At 69.0% G+C, this 18798-nt stretch carries 16 protein-coding genes and 1 pseudogene; 11 read left to right on the top strand and 6 right to left on the bottom strand.

All coding sequences use genetic code 11. The features are described from left to right. Window positions 1-48: 48 nt before the first annotated feature. A complete protein-coding gene (gene def, locus IG194_RS13210) occupies window positions 49-555 on the bottom strand; it encodes a peptide deformylase (protein WP_009614487.1) in 507 nt (168 codons plus the stop codon). A gap of 137 nt (window positions 556-692) precedes the next feature. Here def and IG194_RS13205 point away from each other — a divergent pair, with 137 nt between their 5' ends. The 3 genes and pseudogenes from IG194_RS13205 to IG194_RS13195 all read left to right on the top strand — a co-directional run bounded on the left by IG194_RS13205 (window position 693) and on the right by IG194_RS13195 (window position 3551). Then, window positions 693-1718, top strand: coding sequence for a LysM peptidoglycan-binding domain-containing protein (locus IG194_RS13205; RefSeq protein ID WP_058487930.1), 1026 nt, complete (start codon window positions 693-695; stop codon window positions 1716-1718). 139 nt (window positions 1719-1857) lie between these two features. After that, window positions 1858-2949, top strand: a pseudogene (dprA, locus tag IG194_RS13200) (DNA-processing protein DprA). Window positions 2950-2993: 44 nt separating this feature from the next. After that, on the top strand, window positions 2994-3551 hold the full coding sequence (locus tag IG194_RS13195; protein WP_009614490.1) for an L-threonylcarbamoyladenylate synthase: 558 nt from the start codon (window positions 2994-2996) through the stop codon (window positions 3549-3551). A 345-nt stretch (window positions 3552-3896) separates the two neighbouring features. On the opposite strand, the gene IG194_RS13190 is transcribed toward IG194_RS13195, so the two are convergent. After that, a complete protein-coding gene (locus IG194_RS13190; RefSeq protein WP_058487929.1) occupies window positions 3897-4874 on the bottom strand; it encodes a quinone oxidoreductase family protein in 978 nt (325 codons plus the stop codon). A gap of 181 nt (window positions 4875-5055) precedes the next feature. On the opposite strand from IG194_RS13190, the gene hemF reads away from it, so the two are divergent. Together hemF and aroE are read left to right on the top strand one after the other, a co-directional pair. Further along, window positions 5056-5979 carry an oxygen-dependent coproporphyrinogen oxidase gene (gene hemF, locus IG194_RS13185; RefSeq protein ID WP_058071057.1) on the top strand — a complete coding sequence of 308 codons (924 nt, stop codon included), beginning with the start codon at window positions 5056-5058 and terminating at the stop codon, window positions 5977-5979. A gap of 84 nt (window positions 5980-6063) precedes the next feature. Then, window positions 6064-6885 carry a shikimate dehydrogenase gene (gene aroE / locus IG194_RS13180; RefSeq protein ID WP_058487928.1) on the top strand — a complete coding sequence of 274 codons (822 nt, stop codon included), beginning with the start codon at window positions 6064-6066 and terminating at the stop codon, window positions 6883-6885. 292 nt (window positions 6886-7177) lie between these two features. Here aroE and IG194_RS13175 read toward each other — a convergent pair whose 3' ends face one another. The 3 genes from IG194_RS13175 to betC are packed head-to-tail and all read right to left on the bottom strand — an operon-like array spanning window position 7178 to window position 11207. Next, on the bottom strand, window positions 7178-8734 hold the full coding sequence (locus tag IG194_RS13175; protein WP_058487927.1) for a SulP family inorganic anion transporter: 1557 nt from the start codon (window positions 8732-8734) through the stop codon (window positions 7178-7180). 6 nt (window positions 8735-8740) lie between these two features. Then, window positions 8741-9664, bottom strand: a complete 924-nt coding sequence (locus IG194_RS13170; protein ID WP_058487926.1) for a choline ABC transporter substrate-binding protein — start codon at window positions 9662-9664, stop codon at window positions 8741-8743. 34 nt (window positions 9665-9698) lie between these two features. Continuing rightward, window positions 9699-11207, bottom strand: coding sequence for a choline-sulfatase (betC, locus tag IG194_RS13165; protein ID WP_058487925.1), 1509 nt, complete (start codon window positions 11205-11207; stop codon window positions 9699-9701). 128 nt (window positions 11208-11335) lie between these two features. On the opposite strand from betC, the gene IG194_RS13160 reads away from it, so the two are divergent. From IG194_RS13160 to IG194_RS13140, 5 genes are all read left to right on the top strand, one after another. Beyond that, complete coding sequence (locus IG194_RS13160) at window positions 11336-12232, top strand: choline sulfate utilization transcriptional regulator (RefSeq protein WP_043313887.1); 897 nt, start codon at window positions 11336-11338, stop codon at window positions 12230-12232. Next, window positions 12229-12558, top strand: coding sequence for a DOPA 4,5-dioxygenase family protein (locus IG194_RS13155; protein WP_043313885.1), 330 nt, complete (start codon window positions 12229-12231; stop codon window positions 12556-12558). The genes IG194_RS13160 and IG194_RS13155 overlap by 4 nt, the downstream gene beginning before the upstream one ends. A 92-nt stretch (window positions 12559-12650) precedes the next feature. Continuing rightward, window positions 12651-13172, top strand: a complete 522-nt coding sequence (locus IG194_RS13150; RefSeq protein ID WP_058487924.1) for a sigma-70 family RNA polymerase sigma factor — start codon at window positions 12651-12653, stop codon at window positions 13170-13172. Further along, window positions 13169-14092 (top strand): FecR family protein, encoded by a 924-nt coding sequence (locus IG194_RS13145; RefSeq protein WP_192353650.1) that lies wholly within the window; start codon window positions 13169-13171, stop codon window positions 14090-14092. Before IG194_RS13150 ends, IG194_RS13145 begins: the two co-directional genes overlap by 4 nt. A gap of 402 nt (window positions 14093-14494) precedes the next feature. Beyond that, the gene (locus tag IG194_RS13140; RefSeq protein ID WP_058487923.1) at window positions 14495-16876 is read left to right on the top strand and encodes a TonB-dependent receptor; all 2382 of its coding nucleotides are present in this window, start codon (window positions 14495-14497) and stop codon (window positions 16874-16876) included. Between the two features lie 6 nt (window positions 16877-16882). Here IG194_RS13140 and IG194_RS13135 read toward each other — a convergent pair whose 3' ends face one another. Continuing rightward, entirely contained in the window at window positions 16883-17197 is a 315-nt protein-coding gene (locus tag IG194_RS13135) for a putative quinol monooxygenase (RefSeq protein ID WP_058487922.1), read from the bottom strand. 305 nt (window positions 17198-17502) lie between these two features. Between IG194_RS13135 and IG194_RS13130 the strand changes: the two genes are divergently transcribed. Next, window positions 17503-18438, top strand: coding sequence for an AraC family transcriptional regulator (locus IG194_RS13130; RefSeq protein WP_064987650.1), 936 nt, complete (start codon window positions 17503-17505; stop codon window positions 18436-18438). The last annotated feature ends 360 nt before the right edge of the window (window positions 18439-18798 follow it).

Genomic DNA, 18798 nt, shown 5'->3' with positions numbered 1-18798 from the left:
GCTTAAAGAAAAAAGGCTTGCCGGGGCAAGCCTTTGGGGAGGAGGGTGTCAGGCGCGCTGGCGGTGCTGCTTTTCCAGCTTCTTCTTGATCCGGTCGCGCTTGAGGTTGGACAGGTAGTCGACGAACAGCTTGCCGTTCAGGTGGTCGCACTCATGCTGGATGCACACCGCCAGCAGGCCCTCGGCGATTTCCTCGAAGGCCTTGCCGTCGCGGTCCAGCGCCTTGACGCGGACCCGCAGCGGGCGGTCGACATTCTCGTAGAAGCCGGGCACCGACAGGCAACCCTCCTGGTATTCGCCCATCTCTTGCGTGAGCGGCTCCAGTTCCGGGTTGATGAACACGCGCGGCTCGGACTTGTCCTCGGACAGGTCCATCACCACCACGCGCTTGTGCACGTTCACCTGGGTGGCGGCCAGGCCGATGCCGGGCGCCTCGTACATGGTTTCGAACATGTCGTCGACCAGTTGGCGCACGCTATCGTCGACCACCTCGACAGGCTTGGCGATCGTGCGCAGGCGCGGATCGGGGAATTCGAGGATGTTCAGAATGGCCATATGCGTTTGTGATGCACTTGTGGAATAAAGTAAAAATCGGCTGCTAATATGCCGAGCAGCATCGAAAAACCCTGGAAGGCCCGGTAGGGGCGGCTTTCCAGCGTTTCATGTGTATACATAATAAAGGGATTCACCGCATGAGGAAAACACTACTCGCCGTGCTGCTGCTGGCGGCAGGAAGCATGGCGCAGGGTGCCGTGGAACTCAGGGACGGCCACCCGGACCGCTATACGGTGGTCAAGGGCGACACCCTCTGGGACATCTCCGGCAAGTTCCTGAGCAAGCCCTGGAAGTGGCCGGAGATCTGGCAGGTGAATCCGCAGATTCGCAACCCGCACCTGATCTACCCCGGCGACGTCCTCAGCCTGGTGTACATCGACGGCCAGCCGCGCCTGGTGCTCAACCGCGGCGCCTCCCACGGCACCATCAAGCTGTCGCCCAAGGTGCGCAGCACGCCCATGGCCGAGGCGGTGCCGACCATCCCGCTGGACAAGATCAACGCCTTCCTGCTGTCCAACCGCATCGTCGACAGCGAGGGTGACTTCAGCAACGCCCCCTACATGGTCGCCGGCGATGCCGAGCGCGTGGTCAGCGGCGCCGGCGACCGCGCCTACGCCCGCGGCGACTCCCTGGCCGAGGAAAGCAGCTACGGCATCTTCCGCCAGGGCAAGATCTACTCCGACCCGGACACCAAGGAAGTCCTCGGCGTCGACGCCATGGACGTCGGCAGCGCCCGGGTGATCGCCAAGGAAGACGACATCGCCACCCTCAACCTGACGCGCACCACCCAGGAAGTGCGGCCGGGCGACCGCCTGTTCCCCACCGAGGAACGCGCGGTGACCTCGATCTTCATGCCCAGCGAGCCGAAGACGCCGATCAAGGGCAGCATCATCGACGTGCCGCGCGGCGTCACCCAGATCGGCAAGTACGACGTGGTGACCATCGACAAGGGCAGCCGCGATGGCCTGGAGGAAGGCAACGTGCTGGCCATCTACAAGCTTGGCGAGACGGTGCGGGATCGTGTCAGCGGTGATCTGGTGAAGATCCCCGACGAGCGCTCCGGGCTGGTGATGATTTTCCGTACCTACAACCGTCTCAGCTACGGCCTGGTGCTTACCGCCAACCGTTCGCTGGAAGTGCAGGACAAGGTGCGCAATCCCTGATCGGCGCGCCTGTATGAAGAACCCCGCCACGGCGGGGTTCTTCGCTTCTGCCGGCCGTATCTTCCGAAGCGTCCGGCAGGCGTCAGCCGGCGGACGCGGCATAGTCGGGGTTCCCGCCAACGCGCCAAGGACTGTCGCCATGCCCCGCCAACCCTCCCCCGCCGAACTGGAAGCCCGCCTGCGCCTGCACGCCCTGCCCGAACTGGGGCCGCGGCGCTTCGCCGCCCTGCTGGCGGCCTTCGGCAGCGCCTCCGCCGCCCTCAGCGCGCCCGCCGCGGCCTGGCGTTCCCTTGGCCTGCCGGCGGCCAGCGCCGAGGCGCGGCGCAGCGAGGCTACCCGCCAGGCGGCGGCCGAAGCCCTGCGCTGGCTGGAGGGCCGGGCGGCACCTGCTGATGTGGGACGCCGAGGACTACCCGCGCTGCTGGCGGAGCTGAGCGATGCGCCGCCGCTGCTGTTCGTCGAGGGCGCCCGCGCGGCCCTGGGCCGGCCGCAACTGGCGGTGGTCGGCAGCCGCCGCGCCAGCCGCCCGGGGCTGGACACCGCCCGCGCCTTCGCCCGCAGCCTGGCCGGTGGCGGCTTCGCCATCACCAGCGGGTTGGCCCTGGGCATCGACGGCGCCGCCCACGAAGGCGCGCTGGAGGCCGGTGGCGCCACCCTGGCGGTGCTCGGCACTGGCCTGCAATGCCTGTACCCGCGGCGGCATCTGGGGCTGGCGCGACGCATCGTCGAGGGCGGCGGCGTGCTGCTGTCCGAACTGCCGCTGGACTGCCCGCCGCGGCCGGACAACTTCCCGCGGCGCAACCGCATCATCAGCGGCCTGTCCCTGGGCGTGCTGGTGGTGGAAGCCAGCCCGGCCAGCGGCTCGCTGATCACCGCGCGGCTGGCCGCCGAGCAGGGCCGCGAGGTCTATGCCATTCCCGGTTCCATCCACCATCCCGGCGCGCGCGGCTGCCACGAGCTGATCCGCCAGGGCGCCACCCTGGTGGAGCGCATCGACGACATCCTCGAAGGCCTGAGCGGCTGGACCGCCGAAGCACCCGCCAGCGAACCGGCCCCGCTGCCACAGGCGCACCCATTGCTGGACCTGCTGCGCGCCGCCCCGCAGGGCAGCGAGGCGCTGGCCGCCGGCAGTGGCTGGGCGCTGCCGCAGGTGTTGGCGGCGCTGACCGAGCTGGAACTGGAGGGCAAGGTGGCCTGCGAGGCCGGCGTCTGGGTGCATCGCGGCGGCTGAGCACGTAAACTGCCGCGCAATCGTTATTTCCCCGGAGTTTGCCGATGATCAGCAGCTGGCGTGTGCAGCGTGTGGCCAGGATAGTGCGCGAGGGCGGCGTCATCGCCTACCCGACCGAAGCCGTCTGGGGCCTGGGCTGCGACCCCTGGAACGAGGATGCCGTCTACCGCCTGCTGGCCATCAAGGCGCGGCCGGTGGAGAAGGGCCTGATCCTGGTGGCCGACAACATCCGCCAGTTCGACTTCCTGCTCGCCGACCTGCCGCAGGAATGGCAGGACCGCCTGGGCGCGACCTGGCCGGGCCCGAACACCTGGCTGGTGCCGCACCAGGGGCGCCTGCCGGAGTGGATCACCGGCCAGCACGACAGCGTGGCCCTGCGCGTCAGCGAACACCCGCTGGTGCGCGAACTCTGCGCGCTGACCGGCCCGCTGGTGTCCACCTCGGCCAACCCCGCCGGGCGCCCGGCGGCGCGCTCGCGGCTGCGGGTGGAGCAGTACTTCCGCGGCGAGCTGGACGGCGTGCTGGACGGCAAGCTCGGCGGTCGGCGCAACCCCAGCGTGATCCGCGACCTGGTTACCGGCCGGACCGTGCGCCCGGCCTGAGAGGCTCTTCGTAAGAGCGAGGGGGGCGCCTAGCTCTTGCTCGCGAACAGTGCTCAGCTGTGACTTCGGTGTTTTAGTTTGGCTCCGTCCCCTCTCCCCAACCCTCGGCTGCGCGCCCCGCCCTGAAGGGAGAGGGGGCTGTCCGTGCCGAGAAATGGTATGGCGCCAGCCGAAAACCTCGCGGTAGCCGGCTAACACCAAAACTCCCCGAACACACCGAACGGTCCCCTCTCCCGCTTGCGGGGGAGGGTTAGGGAGGGGGCGCTCTGAACGCCAACATCCGCTGTCCCCGGCAAATCCGGTTCGCGAGCAAGCTCGCTCCTACGAGAAGCCGTGCCCTTTCCCTCAAGGCAACAGAATGGTCGACCCCGTGGTCCGCCGCGCCGCCAGTTCGGTCTGCGCCTTGGCCGCGTCGGCCAGGGCGTAGCGCTGGTTGATCTCCACCTTGATCTTGCCGCTGGTGAGCATGCCGAACAGGTCCTCGGCCATCGCCTGCAGGCGCTCGGGGGTGTTGGCGTAGCCGAACAGCGTCGGGCGGGTGACGAACAGCGAGCCCTTCTGCGCCAGGATGCCCAGGTTGACGCCGTCCACCGGGCCCGAGGCGTTGCCGAAGCTGACGATCAGCCCGCGCGGGGCGGCGCAGTCCAGGGAGATCGGCCAGGTGTCCTTGCCCACCGAGTCGTAGACCACCGGGCACTTCTTGCCGTCGGTGAGCTGCAGCACGCGCTCCGCCACGTTCTCCTGGCTGTAGTCGATGGTCGCCCAGGCGCCATGGGCCTTGGCCAGCTCCGCCTTGGCGGCCGAGCCGACGGTGCCGATCAGCTTCACCCCCAGGGCCTTGGCCCACTGGCAGGCGATCAGCCCGACGCCGCCGGCCGCTGCGTGCCAGAGCACGGTCTGGCCGGGCTGGGCGTTGTAGGTCTGGCGCAGCAGGTACTGCACGGTCAGGCCCTTGAGCATCACCGCGGCGGCGGTCTCGAAATCGATGGCGTCGGGCAGTTTCACCACGTTGGCCGCCGGCAGCACGTGCAGCTCGCTGTAGGCGCCCAGCGGGCCGGTGGCGTAGCCGACGCGGTCGCCGACCTTGACGTTGCTCACCTCGCTGCCCACCGCCTCCACCTCGCCGGCGCCCTCGGTGCCCAGCCCGGAGGGCAGCGCCGGGGCGGGATAGAGGCCGCTGCGGAAGTAGTTGTCGATGAAGTTCAGGCCGATGGCGCGGTTGCGCACGCGGACTTCCTTCGGGCCCGGTTCGGCGGGGGTGTAGTCGAGGTATTCGAGGACTTCGGGGCCGCCGGTGCGGGCGAACTGGATGCGCTTGGCCATGTCGATCTCCTGCTGCTGGCGGCGCCGGAGGGGTCGGCGCCGCGTTGGGAAAAGTCTTTCATCCAAGCCGCCTTGTTGACCGCCGTCAAGCATGGCATGGCGGCCGGGAATGCTATGCTTGCGCTCCTCTCCCGGCCTGCAGCCCAAGCGCCGCAAGGCTTTCCCGCTCCAAGGTGATCCCGTGACCGACCCTATCCAGGCCGTGAAGGCCTACCTGCTCGACCTGCAAGACCGCATCTGCTCCGCCCTCGAAGCCGAGGACGGCGGCGCCCGCTTCATCGAGGATGCCTGGGAGCGTCCGGCCGGCGGCGGTGGCCGCACCCGGGTGATCGGCGATGGCGCGCTGATCGAGAAGGGCGGGGTGAACTTCTCCCACGTGTTCGGCGCCGGCCTGCCGCCATCGGCCAGCGCGCACCGCCCGGAACTGGCCGGGCGCGGCTTCCAGGCCCTGGGCGTGTCGCTGGTGATCCACCCGCGCAACCCCCACGTGCCGACCTCCCACGCCAACGTGCGCTTTTTCATCGCCGAGAAGGAAGGCGAGGAGCCGGTGTGGTGGTTCGGCGGCGGCTTCGACCTGACGCCCTACTACGCCCACGAGGAAGACTGCGTGCACTGGCACAAGGTCGCCCGCGAGGCCTGCGCGCCCTTCGGCGAGGACGTCTACCCGCGCTACAAGGAGTGGTGCGACCGCTACTTCCACCTCAAGCACCGCAACGAGCCGCGCGGCATCGGCGGCCTGTTCTTCGACGACCTGAACCAGTGGGACTTCGACACCAGCTTCGCCTTCCTGCGCGCCATAGGCGACGCCTACATCGAGGCCTACCTGCCCATCGTGCGCAAGCGCAAGGCCCAGGCCTGGACCGAGCGGCAGCGCGAGTTCCAGGAATTCCGCCGCGGCCGCTACGTGGAGTTCAACCTGGTCTACGACCGCGGCACCCTGTTCGGCCTGCAGTCCGGCGGGCGCACCGAGTCGATCCTCATGTCGCTGCCGCCGCAGGTGCGCTGGGGCTACGACTGGAAGCCCGAGCCGGGCAGCGAAGAGGCGCGGCTGACCGAGTATTTCCTCCAGGATCGCGATTGGTTGGGGTTGAAGCCGGAAGCCTGAAGCTGGAAGCCGGAAGAAAAAAGCCTCAAGCTTCCAGCTTCCAGCTTCCAGCTTCCAGCTTCCAGCTTCCAGCTCAAAAGGCCTATGAATCGTTATTGCGTCTTCGGCAACCCCATCGGCCACAGCAAGTCGCCGCTGATCCATCGCCTGTTCGCCGAGCAGACCGGCCAGGCGCTCACCTACGACGCCCAACTGGCGCCGCTGGACGACTTCGCCGGGGCCGCCCGCGCGTTCTTCGCCGAGGGTCTGGGCGCCAACGTCACCGTGCCCTTCAAGGAAGACGCCTACCGCCTGTGCGGTGAGCTCACCGAGCGCGCCCGCCGCGCCGGCGCGGTGAACACCCTGAAGAGACTCGACGACGGCCGCCTGCTGGGCGACAACACCGACGGCGCCGGGCTGACCCGCGATCTGGTGGTGAACAACGGCGTGGCGCTCAAGGGCCGCCGCGTGCTGGTGCTGGGCGCCGGCGGCGCGGTGCGCGGCATCCTCGAACCCTTCCTGGCCGAGGGTCCGGCGGCGCTGGTGGTGCTCAACCGCACCGCGGCCAAGGCCGAACAGCTGGCCCGCGAGTTCGCCGACCTGGGCCCGGTGCGCGCTGGCGGCTTCGACCTGCGCGACGAACCCTTCGACCTGATCGTCAACGGCACCTCGGCCAGCCTGGCCGGCGAGTTGCCGCCCATCGACGCGGCGCTGATCCGCCCGGGGCACACCGTCTGCTACGACATGATGTACGGCAAGGAGCCGACCGCCTTCAATCGCTGGGCCGCGGAGCATGGCGCGGCGCGCTGCATCGATGGCCTGGGCATGCTGGTGGAGCAGGCGGCGGAGGCCTTCGTGCTGTGGCGCGGGGTGCGGCCGGATTCGCGGCCGGTGCTGGACGAACTGCGGCGGCAATTGGCGGGTTGAGCGCCGGATGCCCCGTGCGCTGGGCGAATAAATCGCGGACGGAGTCCGCTCCTACGCCTCCCGGCAAACACAATGCCCCCGTAGGATGGTGTTGAGCGAAGCGATACCCATCACCGCAACCGCATGGGTTTCGCAAGCTCAACCCATCCTACGAAAAGCACCGGTAACGTAGGGCGTATAACCGTTCGCGGTTATACGCCGCTTGACCGATCTCATCGTCACTCCGAGGCTGAACCCGGCGCGCTCTGGGGCCATGGCCAATCGGCGGATAACGCCCTAGGCGTTATGCGCCCTACTCCACCTGCAAAACCGCGCCTTCACCGATCTGCTTCGCCAACTCCTCACGCACCCTCGGCCGCGCGTGGCGCAGCACCAGGTGGCGGCCCTCGCCGGCCAGCCGGCGGGCTTCCTGTTGCAACATGTGCGCCCCGGCGAAGTCGATGAAGTTCACGTGCCTGGCATCCAGCACCAGGCGCCGGCCCTGGCTGGCCTGGATCAGGCGTTGCAGGTAGTCGCAGGCGCCGAAGAAGATCGAGCCTTCCACCCGCAGCACTTCTTCCTCGCTGGCCTGCCAGCGCTCCACCCGTGGCTGCGAGGTGCGCCGCAGGTAGAGCAGCAGCGAGGCCAGCACGCCCAGGTAGATGGCGTTCTGCAGCGGCAGTAGCAAAGTCGCCGCGGCGGTCAGGGCCATCACCGCGAACTCGCTGCGGCTGCCGCGCCAGAGGGCGCGCAGGGCCGGGCGGTCGACCAGGCCCCAGGCGATCAGCAGGATGCCGCCGGCCATGGCCGGCAGCGGGATGTGGGTGATCAGCCCGGCGCCGGCCACTGCCAACACGGCGACCCAGGCGGCGGAGAACACCCCGGCCAGCGGCGTGCGCGCGCCGGCTTCGAGGTTGAGCCCGGAGCGGGTGAAGGAGCCCGCCGAAAGGCTGCCGGAGAACCAGGGGCCGACCAGGTTGGACAGGCCCTGGGCGCGGATTTCCTGGTTGGCGTCCAGCACCTGCTGGCTGCGCGCGGCCAGGGCGCGGGCGATGGACAGGCTGGTGACCAGGCCGAGCAGGCCGCAGGCCAGGGCCCCGGGCAGCAGCGCGGCGATGCCGGCCGCGTCGACCTGCAATGGGCTGAACGGTGGCAGCGCGCTGGCGAAGGCCTGTACCCGCGCCACGCCGCCGAACCACGCGGGCAGCGCCCAGACCGTCAGGCTGGCCACCAGCAGGCCGAACATCAGCGCCGGCCAGCGCGGCCGCAGCCAGCGGCACAGCAGGCTCGCCGCCAGACTGAGCAGGCCGATGGCCAGGGACGCCGGCTCGCACTCGCCCAGCCGCGCCAGCAGCAGACGCGTGCCGTCCAGGGCGCTGCCGCGGCTGTGCACTTCCACGCCGAGCAGGTACGGCAACTGGCCCAGGGCGATGACCAGCGCCGCGCCCAGGGTGAAACCGAGCATCACCGAGTGCGAGACGAAGTTCAGCAGCACCCCGGCGCGCATCGCCCCCAGGGCCCATTGCAGGATGCCGGCGAGGAAGGTCAGCAGCAGCACGTACTGGATGAACGTCTCGCTGCCCGGCGGCGCCAGGGGCGCCACCGTGGCGTAGAGCACCACCGAGATGGCCGCGGTGGGCCCGCCGACCATGTGCTTCGAAGAGCCCCACAGGCAGGCCACCACCACCGGCAGCATGGCCGCGTACAGGCCATACTGCGGCGGCAACCCGGCGATCAGCGCGTAGGCGATGGACTGCGGCAGGGCCAGCACAGCGCCGGCCAGGCCGACCCAGGCCTCACGCGCTACCCCGCGCGGGCCGAGGCCCGGCAGCCAGGCGAGGAACGGCAGCAGGCGATACAGGCGCTCCATCGATGGTCAGAGCTTGGCCTGCACGGCGGCCAGGGCATCGCCGCCGTCGCGGGCCTTCACCCCGTCCAGCCACTTGCCCAGGACCTGCGGGTTGGCCTTGATCCAGGCCTTCACCGCGTCGGCGTTCTTCACGATCTTCTCCAGCACCTCGGCCATGATGGCGTTCTCCATCTTCAGGTCGAAGCTCAGGTTGGCCAGCAGCTTCGCGCTGTTCGGGCACTGCTGGGCGTAGCCGTTGCGGGTGACGGTGTAGACGCTGCCGGTGCTGCCGAAGTACTTCTCGCCGCCGGCCAGGTACTTCATGTCGTACTTCACGTTCATCGGGTGCGGCGTCCAGCCGAGGAAGACGATCCAGCGCTCGCGCTTAACCGCCCGGCCGACCTCGGCGAGCATCGCCTGCTCGCTGGACTCCACCAGTTTCCAGTCGCCCAGGCCGAACTCGTTGCCGCCGATCATCTTCTGGATCGACTGGTTGGCCGGCGCGCCCGAGCCGATGCCGTAGACCTTGTGGTTGAACTGGTCGGCGTGCTTCTGCAGGTCGGCGAAGTTCTTCACCCCGGCGTTATAGACATACGTCGGCACGGCGAGGGTGAACTCGGTGCCCTCCAGGTTCTTCGCCAATCGCGTGACCTGGCCGCTGGCGATGAACTGGTCGTGGAAGCCCTGCTGCGCCGGCATCCAGTTGCCGAGGAAGGCGTCCACCTGGCCGTCGCGCAAGCCGCCGTAGGTGATCGGCACCGAGAGGGTGTCGACCTTGGCCTGGTAGCCGAGGCTGTCGAGCAGGAAGCTGGCGACGCCGTTGGTCACGGCGATGTCGGTCCAGCCCGGATCGGCCAGTTTCACCGTGGCGCAGGCGTCGTCCTCGGCCTGCGCGGCCTGGCCGGCCAGCGCCATGGTGGTGGCCAGCAGCAATGCACTTAACTTGGTCATGCTTATCTCCCCTCGGCTTTTCTGGTTGTGGTTATCAGGGTCTGGGATAGCGGGCGCGGCGCTCCAGGTCGTCCAGGTCGATGTGGTTGCGCATGTACTGCTGGCTGGCATCGACGAACGGCTGGTGGTCCCAGCTGGTCAGCCTGCCGCGCTGCAAGGCGTCGGCGACGAAGCGCCGGCGGCGCTGGCTGGCCAGCACGCGGGCGGTGATCGCCGGGATGTCCCAACGCTGCCGGGCCTCGGCCAGGAAGGCGTCGAACAGCTCGCGGTGCGCCGCCGAGCCGGCCAGGTTCTCCAGCTCGCGCGGGTCGTTCTTCAGATCGTAGAGCAGGCACGGGTCCTGTTCGGAATAGACGAACTTGTAGTCGCCACGGCGGATCATCATCAGCGGGCTGAGGGTGCCCTCGGCGGTGTACTCGCCGATCACCTCGTCGTGCCCGCCCTGGCCTTGCAGGTGCGGCAGCAGCGAGCGGCCGTCCAGCTCCAGGTCCGCCGGCAGCTCGCCGCCGGCCAGTTCCACCAGGGTCGGCAGCAGGTCGAGGGTGGACACAGACTCGGCCACGTGGCGCGCGGCGAAGCGGCCCGGGGCGTGGATCAGCAGGGGCACGCGGGCGGCCATCTCGAACCAGTGCATCTTGTACCAGAGGCCGCGCTCGCCAAGCATGTCGCCGTGGTCGCCGGAGAACACCACCAGGGTGTTCTCGGCCAGGTCGCATTCCTCCAGGGTCCTGAGCAGCGTGCCGATCTGCGCGTCGACGTAGCTGCAGGCGCCGAAGTAGGCGCGGCGGGCGTCGCGGATCTTCTCCGGCGGCAGTGGCTTGTCCCACAGGTCGATGACCTTGAGCAGGCGCTGGGAGTGCGGGTCCTGCTCGTGCTGCGCCAGTTCCACCGACGGCAGCGGGATGTCCTCGTCGCGGTACAGGTCCCAGTACTCGCGGGGGATGGTGTAGGGGTCGTGGGGGTGGGTCATGGAGACGGTCAGGCAGAACGGCTGCTCGGCGTGCTCGCGGACGTGGTCGTAGAGGTACTGGCGCGCCTTGAACACCACTTCGTCGTCGAAATCCAGCTGGTTGGTGCGCACGCAGGGCCCGGCCTGCAGCACCGAGGACATGTTGTGGTACCAGCTCGGGCGCACCTCCGGCTCGTCCCAGTTCACCGCCCAGCCGTAGTCGGCCGGGTAGATGTCGCTGGTCAGGCGCTCTTCGTAGCCGTGCAGCTGGTCCGGGCCGCAGAAGTGCATCTTGCCCGACAGCGCCGTGCGGTAGCCCAGGCGGCGCAGGTGGTGGGCGTAGGTGGGGACGTCGGCGGCGAAGTCGGCGGCGTTGTCCCAGGCGCCGATCTTGGTCGGCAGCTGGCCGCTGACCAGAGTGAAGCGCGAGGGCGCGCACAGCGGGCTGTTGCAGTAGGCCGAATCGAACACCACGGCCTGTTCGGCCAGGCGCATCAGGTTGGGCATGCGGATCGGCGAGGCGGCATCGTGCAGCGGCAGCAGCGGCGCGGCCATCTGGTCGGCCATGATGAAGAGAATGTTCGGGCGTGGCATGGCGAGGCTTATCCTATGCACGGTTGTTATGGAATAGTGCGTGGCAGCAGTGTCACGCCGCGCCGGCAGGGGGTAAACCGCATGGCCATACATGCTTCGGATAACACCAGCTTATGGGTGGCGAACCCATGAGCCTGCCCCTGGAACTGCTCCGCGTGTTCGAGTGCGCGGCCCGCGAGCAGGGCTTCACCGCGGCGGCCGCCGAGCTGGGCAGCAGCCAGCCGGCGGTGAGCCAGCAGATCAAGCGCCTGGAGAAGCTGCTCGGCACACGTCTGTTCGACCGGGTGCACCGTGGGATCGTTCTGACGGAAAGCGGCCAGTTGCTGCTGCGCCACGTGCAGGCCGGGCTGGCGGAGCTGGAGGCCGGGGTCGAGGCGGTCAGCGCGCGGCGCACCCAGGAGGTGCTGCAGGTGGCCACCGACTTCGCCTTCGCCGCCTACTGGCTGATGCCGCGCCTGCCGCGCTTCCGCCAGCGGCACCCGGAACTGGACGTCAGCCTGCTGAGCAGCGAGCGCAGCCCCAGCAGCCTGCGCAGCGACGTGGACGTGGCCATCGCCTTCGGCGACGGGCGCTTCAAGCATGGCGAGCCGCTGCTGCTGTTCGGCGAGGAAGTCTTCCCGGTGTGCAGCCCGCGCCTGCTGGGCGAGCGCCAGGCGCCGCTGCCGCTGGAAGAGCTGCAGCGCCTGCCGCTGCTGCACCTGAAGCCCGAGGCCCACAGCCGCTGGTTCGACTGGCCGGGGCTGTTCCGCGCCCTGGAGCTGCCGCGCCCGCCGGAGGCTGCCGGGCTACGCTTCGACAACTACACGCTGCTGGTGCAGGCGGCCATCGCCGGCCAGGGCGTGGCCATCGGCTGGCGCCACCTGGTCGACGAACTGCTGGAGCAGGGGTTACTGTGCCGGCCCATCCGCGAGAGCGCCGCCTCGCGCTACGGCTATTACGCCGTGCTGCCCGAGCGCAAGCGCCGCGCCCGCCTGCTGCAGCCCTTCGTCGACTGGCTGCGCGCCGAACTGGAACAGGACCCATGAACGAGATCCACGGCTACCACGCCCACGTCTACTACGATGCCGACAGCCTGGAGCAGGCCCGCCAGCTGTGCGAGGAGGCGGTGCGCCTGTTCGGCGTGAAGATGGGCCGCATGCACCAGCGCCCGGTCGGCCCGCACCCGGACTGGAGCTGCCAGCTGGCCTTCGGCAACGACGCCTTCGCCGCCGTGGTGCCCTGGCTGGCGCTGCACCGCGATGGCCTGGTGGTGTTCATCCACCCGGACACCGGCGACGACCTGCGCGACCACCGCGACCACGCCATCTGGATGGGCGCGGTGCGGCCGCTGGACCTGTCGCTGTTCGGCTGAGTTCGATAATGATTCTCGATTCGGTGTATGCTTGCCCGCTTTACCGGCGGCCCGCCCACGGCGGGCCGGTATTCCAGGGTATCGCGGTCATCATGCGGCGTTTCGCCTCCTCCCACCTCCTGCAGAGTTTCCAGGCGCACTATGCGGACCTGCTGCGCTTCCTCGCCCGCCGCCTGGGCGACAACCAGCGCGCTGCCGACGTCGCCCAGGACACCTGGCTGCGCCTGGCCGACCAGGCCCCGGAAGCCGAAGTGCAGGACCCGCGCGCCTACCTGTTCCGCGTGGCCGGCAACCTGGCCATCGACAACCTGCGCCGCGAAGGCCGGCTGGCCGAGCTGCATGTGGAGGAGACGGCGGCCGACGAGGTCAGTGACCCCGGCGCCGGCCTGGAGCGCAACCTGCTGGCCCGCGAAGCCCTGGAACAGCTCGACGCCGCCCTCGACCAGCTGCCGCCCAAAGCGCGCCAGGCGCTGCTGATGAACCGCCTGGACGGCCTGACCCACGCGCAGATCGCCCGCCGCCTCGGCGTTTCCGAAAGCATGGTGGGCAAGTACATCGTCCAGGCCATGCGCCATTGCCGCGACCACCTGCAACAGCGGGAGGCGCAGCCATGAGCCGCCGGGATCTGGAGAACCAGGCCATCGACTGGCTGGTGGAACTGCATTCCGGCCGCGTCGAGGCCGGCCGCCGCAGCGCGTTCGCCCAGTGGCGCGCGCAGAGCCCCGAGCACGAAAGCGCCGCGCGCAGCGCCGAGGCGCTGTGGGGCGCCCTGCCGGCCACCCGCACGGCACGCCGCCACCGCCTGCTGCGCCCGCGCCGCCTGGCCGCGGTGGCAGCGGCCGCCTGCGTCGCCGCGCTGGCCGTGGCGCTGGCGCTGCCCACGCCGGTGGCGGGCCTGTACGCCGACTACGCCACCCGCACCGGCGAGCGGCGGATGATCGAACTGGCCGACGGCAGCCGCGTCTGGCTGAACAGCGCCAGCGCGCTGTCGGTGGACTTCTCCGCCAGCCGTCGGAGCCTGCACTTGTATGGCGGCGAAGCGTTGTTCGAAGTGGCCAAGGACGCGCAGCGGCCCTTCGTGGTGCATGCTGGCGACGGCGAAGTCACCGCCGTGGGCACCCGCTTCGACGTCGACAGCCGCGGCCCGGAAGTGCAGGTGGCGGTCAGCGAGGGCGTGGTGCGGGTGGAGGCCGGCGGCAAACCGGCGGTGCGCCTGGCCGCCGGCGAGCGCCTGGCCTATCGCGGAGAAGCCGCCCCCGGCCCGGTGCAGCCGCTGGACCTGGACAGCGCCAGCGCCTGGCAGCGCGGCAAGCTGATCTTCAACCAGCGCCCGCTGGGCGAGGTGCTGGCGGAACTGGAGCGCTACCTGCCGGGGCGCATCCTGCTGACCGATGCCGGCTTGCGGCGGCACAAGGTGAGCGGGGTGTTCGATCTGGATGATCCCGATGCGCTGCTGCAGACGTTGCAGCGGTTGCAGCCGGTGCGGGTGACGCGGTTGCCCTGGTTGGTGGTGGTTAGGCCGGTTTCTTCGTAGGGGCTAGATGGCGCCGGTTGGGTTCGGTGCGGGCTCTGAAGAGCGCCCTCTCCCTAACCCTCTCCCTGAAGGGAGAGGGGACTGTTCGGCAGGGCCGGGTGTTCTGGAGTTAGCCGGCAACACCGAAAGTTTCTGGCTGAAACCATTCCTCCTCTCGGCACGGACAAGCCCCCTCTCCCTTCAGGGAGAGGGCTGGGGAGAGGGAACGGCGCCAAACCAACACACCGAAGCCGCCGGTAACCGCCGTTCGCGAGCAAGCTCGCTCCTACAAAATACAAAACCAGACCCCACGAAAAATTTTTCCCTCCCCCACTGCAAGATCCCCCACCCCGTTTCGTCGTAGGCATGAACGCGAAGAATTCCCAACAAACGCGCCCTGCCCACAAGAACGGAAACCCCCGCATGCATCACCGCCTCTCCCCGCTGTACCGCGCCCTGGCCCTCGCCGCCCTGCTCGGCGGCGCCAGCCCCCTGGCCCTGGCTGCCGAGGACGTCGAGCTGCACATCGCGCCGCGCAGCCTGGACAGCGCCCTGACGCAGTTCGCCGACCAGGCCGGGCTGCACCTGCTGTTCAACTCCGAGGACGTCCAGGGCCTGAATAGCCCCGGCCTGGACGGCCGCTACAGCCGCGAGGAGGCGCTGGACAAGCTGCTTTCCGGCAGCGGCATGCGCTGGAGCTTCAGCGACGAGCGCACCGTGGTGCTGCAGCGCGAGAAGGCCGCCGGCGGCGAGCCGCTGAGCATGGCGCCGACGCAGATCAGCGTGGCCGCGCGCACGCCCACCGACATCAGCTCCATCCCCGGCACCGTCTGGGTGGTGGACCAGGCCCAGCTGCGCGAACAGCTGGACACCGGCGTCAGCCTCAAGGAAGCGGTGGGCAAGCTGGTCCCCGGCCTCGACCTGGCGCCGGAAGGCCGCACCAACTACGGCCAGAACATGCGCGGGCGCAACGTGCTGGTGATGATCGACGGCGTCAGCCAGAACAGCTCCCGCGGCCTGTCGCGGCAGTTCGACAGCATCTCGCCGTTCAACGTCGAGCGCATCGAAGTGCTCTCCGGCGCCAGCGCCATCTACGGCGGCGGCGCCACCGGCGGCATCATCAACATCATCACCAAGAAGGGCGCGCCCGGTGATGCCCGCTTCGAAAGCCAGCTGGGCGCCAGCAGCGGCTTCAACAACAGCGACGACCTCTCCACCCGCCTGGCCCAGTCGGTCAGCGGCGGCAGCGATCGGCTGAGCGGGCGCCTGGGCGTTTCCGCGGAGAAGAACGAAGCCTTCTACGACGGCGCCGGCAACCAGATCTTCATCGACAACACCCAGACCGACCTGCAGTACAACCGCACCGTCGACGTCATGGGCAACCTCACCGCGCAGTTCACCGACGAGCAGAGCCTGGACCTGCTGGCCCAGTACTACGACTCGGGCAACGACGGCAGCACCGGCATCTACTTTCCGCACCTGAACCACAAGGCGCCCTCGGACCTGGACGATGCGCAGATCCGCAGCGGCATGGACACCGACCTGGAGCCGCAGACGCGCCGCCTGCTGCTCAACGCCAACTACCACCATGCCAACCTGCTGGACCAGGACTTCTACCTGCAGGCCTACTACCGCAAGGAAGACGACAACTTCTACCCCTTCCCCTACTACAACGCCGGCAAGCCGGCCGGCAGCACCGGCGTGTACTTCGCCGCCTCGCAGCAGAACTTCGAGGTCAGCGGCCTCAAGGGCCTGTTCAGCAAGCAGTGGGACAAGCTGAAGCTCACCTACGGCGTGGACCTGGACCACGAGCGCTTCAACGCCGAGCAGAAGACCTTCGACCAGCTGATCTCCTCGGAAAGCGGCGGCCTCGACCTGAGCACCGCCAGCAGCGCGCCGCGCTACCCCAGCTACGTGGTCGACGGCCTGTCGTTCTATGGCCAGCTGGACTACAAGCTGACCGACGCCCTGACCCTCTCCGGCGGCGCGCGGCACCAGAAGATGGACGTCGAGGTCGACGACTTCAAGGGTGTGCCCGGCGGCAACAACGACTACCAGGTCAACCTGTTCAACCTCGGCGCCATCTACGACTTCCACAACGGCCACCAGCTGTGGGGCAACTACAGCGAGGGCTTCGACCTGCCCGACCCGGCCAAGTACTACGGCAAGCCCGGCCTCTCGGTGGACGACAACCCGCTGGCCGGCATCAAGAGCCGCCAGGTCGAGCTGGGCTGGCGCTACGCGGACATGGACTGGCAGGCGCAGACGGCGGTGTACTACATCTGGTCGGACAAGGTGATCAGCGTCGACCAGGCCACCCTGACCATCGACGTCAACGACCAGAAGAGCCGCGACTTCGGCTTCGAGGGTGCGCTGACGCGCTACTTCCAGAACGGCTGGCAGGGCGGCACCACCCTGCACCTGGTGCGTTCCGAGGAAGAGGACGCCGACGGCGACTGGATCAAGCGCGACGCGCGCTACGCCTCGCTGTCCAAGGCCACCGCCTTCGTCGGTTGGAACGACGAGCTGAACAGCGCGCGCCTGCAGGCCAACCACGCCATGAGCCTGAAGGACGACGCCGACCACGAGATCGACGGCTACACCACCTTCGACCTGATGGGGGAACGCAAGACGGGCTTCGGCACCTTCAGCGCGGGCATCCAGAACCTGCTGGACCGCGAGTACAGCACCGTGTGGGGGCAGCGGGCGACGCTGTTCTACTCGCCGACCTACGGGCCGGCCTACCTGTACGACTACCAGGGCCGTGGGCGCACCTTCACCCTGGGCTGGCGCATGGAGTACTGAGGGGGCTCACGCCGCGCGGGATTCCTCGCGCGGCGCGTCCAGGTGGGTGTGCAGGCTGAGGGCGTGATGCTGGAGGATTTCCCCCAGCAGCTGTTGCAGCGGCAGTTCCAGGTAGGCCTGCAGGCTTTGCGTATCGGCCCAGCGGCCGCGCAGGCGCCAGACGTCGCTGCGGGTGGCCGGCAGCAGCACCTCGTAGGACTGGCAGCCGGGCAACTGGTGCGCGGCGCTGATCAGGCGGTCGAGCAGCTGCGCCAGCTCGGCCTCGTGACCGGGGCGTGAGCGGATCAGCAGGTGGTGTTCGAGCGGTTGTCGAATGGCCATGAGCGATTTCCTCCTGTCCCGGGCGCTGGAATGGGGGCTCGGCCCGGTTGTGCCAGAGTAGGAGACGGGCGCCTGCGGGCGGTAGACGGATGCTGCCGGCTTCTTGCCTGATCCTGCGTCATCCGCGCCGCCATGCCCGAAGCGGCGGATTCCCTGGCCTGGCTGGCATGATGGGGGCTTCCCGCGGCGGCTGGCTTGTACGATCCTGCCGATTGCTTGCCCGATCCTCCAGCGTCCGTCGCCCTGTCACACTTCCCGCGTATGCCCGGGCGTAAGCTGGACGCCGCCACTCTCGGAGGCCCCGTATGTCGCAACCCCACGACCCCGTCGCCGCCAGCCGCCAGGAACTGGCCGACATCATCGAGCGCCACTGCAATGGCGTCTCCGGCGTCCACGACACCGCCGTCGAATCGCTGTCGCTGGCGCGCCTGGAGCAGCCCAGCGAAGGCCGCATGCCCACCCTGTACCGCCCGGCGCTGTGCGTCATCGCCCAGGGCAGCAAGGAAATCCGCGTCGGCCCGGAAATCTACCGCTACGACGAACTCAACCTGCTGGTGGTCTCGGTGACCCTGCCGGTGTGCGGCCAGGTGGTCGACGCCTCGCCGGACAAGCCCTACCTGTCGCTGCGCCTGGACATCGACCCGGGCGAGCTGACGCGGCTGATCGCCGACGCCGGCCTGGCCGGCAGCACCCCGCGCCCGGCCAGCCGCGGCATCTACCTGCAGCGCCTGGACACCTCGGTGCTCGACGCCCTGCTGCGGCTGATGCGCCTGCTCGACAGCCCACGGGACATCGCCATGCTGGCGCCGCTGTACATCCGCGAGATCCTCTACCGCCTGCTGCGCGGGCCCCAGGGCCACCTGCTGCACGACCTGGCGATGACCGACAGCCAGACGCACCGGGTGACCCGCGCCATCGAATGGCTCAACCGCAACTTCGACAAGGCCCTGCGCATCGACGACCTGGCCCGGGAGGTCAACCTCAGCGCCTCGACCCTGCACCACCGCTTCAAGGAAGTGACCGCGCTCAGCCCGCTGCAGTACCAGAAGCAGCTGCGCCTGCAGGAGGCGCGCCGGCTGATGCTCTCCGAGGGCCTGGAAGTGGCGGTGGCCGGCCACCGCGTGGGCTACGAGAGCCCCTCGCAGTTCAGCCGCGAATACAGCCGCCTGTTCGGCGCCCCGCCGCTGCGCGACCTGGCCAGCCTGCGCAACGCCCTGGGCGACGCGGCGATGCCGGCCTGAATTGTCATTGGATTCCCGCGAACGCGGGGAACCCGGAGACGTAGGGCGTATAACCGTTCGCGGTTATACGCCGCCTGACCTTGACCGCCCCTCGCGCCATGGCGACCCGTCCGCGGTTTTCCGCCATGGCGATGGGTATCGCTTCGCTCAACGCCATCCTACGAGAAGCCGTGCCTGCCCGTACGGAGGCGATTCTCGGCTGCTGGCTGGTAGGTCTAAGAGCCCCTCTCCCCAGCCCTCTCCCTGAAGGGAGAGGGGGCTAGTCCGTGCCGAGAAGGGATCTGGTGTCAGCCGGATACTCGGTACAAGCCGGCTAACGCCGAAACGTCAGCGCACTCCGAACGGTCCCCTCTCCCTTCA

This window comes from Pseudomonas sp. ADPe (genome assembly GCF_014843515.1).
GTDB lineage: Bacteria > Pseudomonadota > Gammaproteobacteria > Pseudomonadales > Pseudomonadaceae > Pseudomonas > Pseudomonas citronellolis.
The sequence above is the reverse complement of the archived record's forward strand: the minus strand, read 5'-3'. Positions and strand labels throughout refer to the sequence as shown.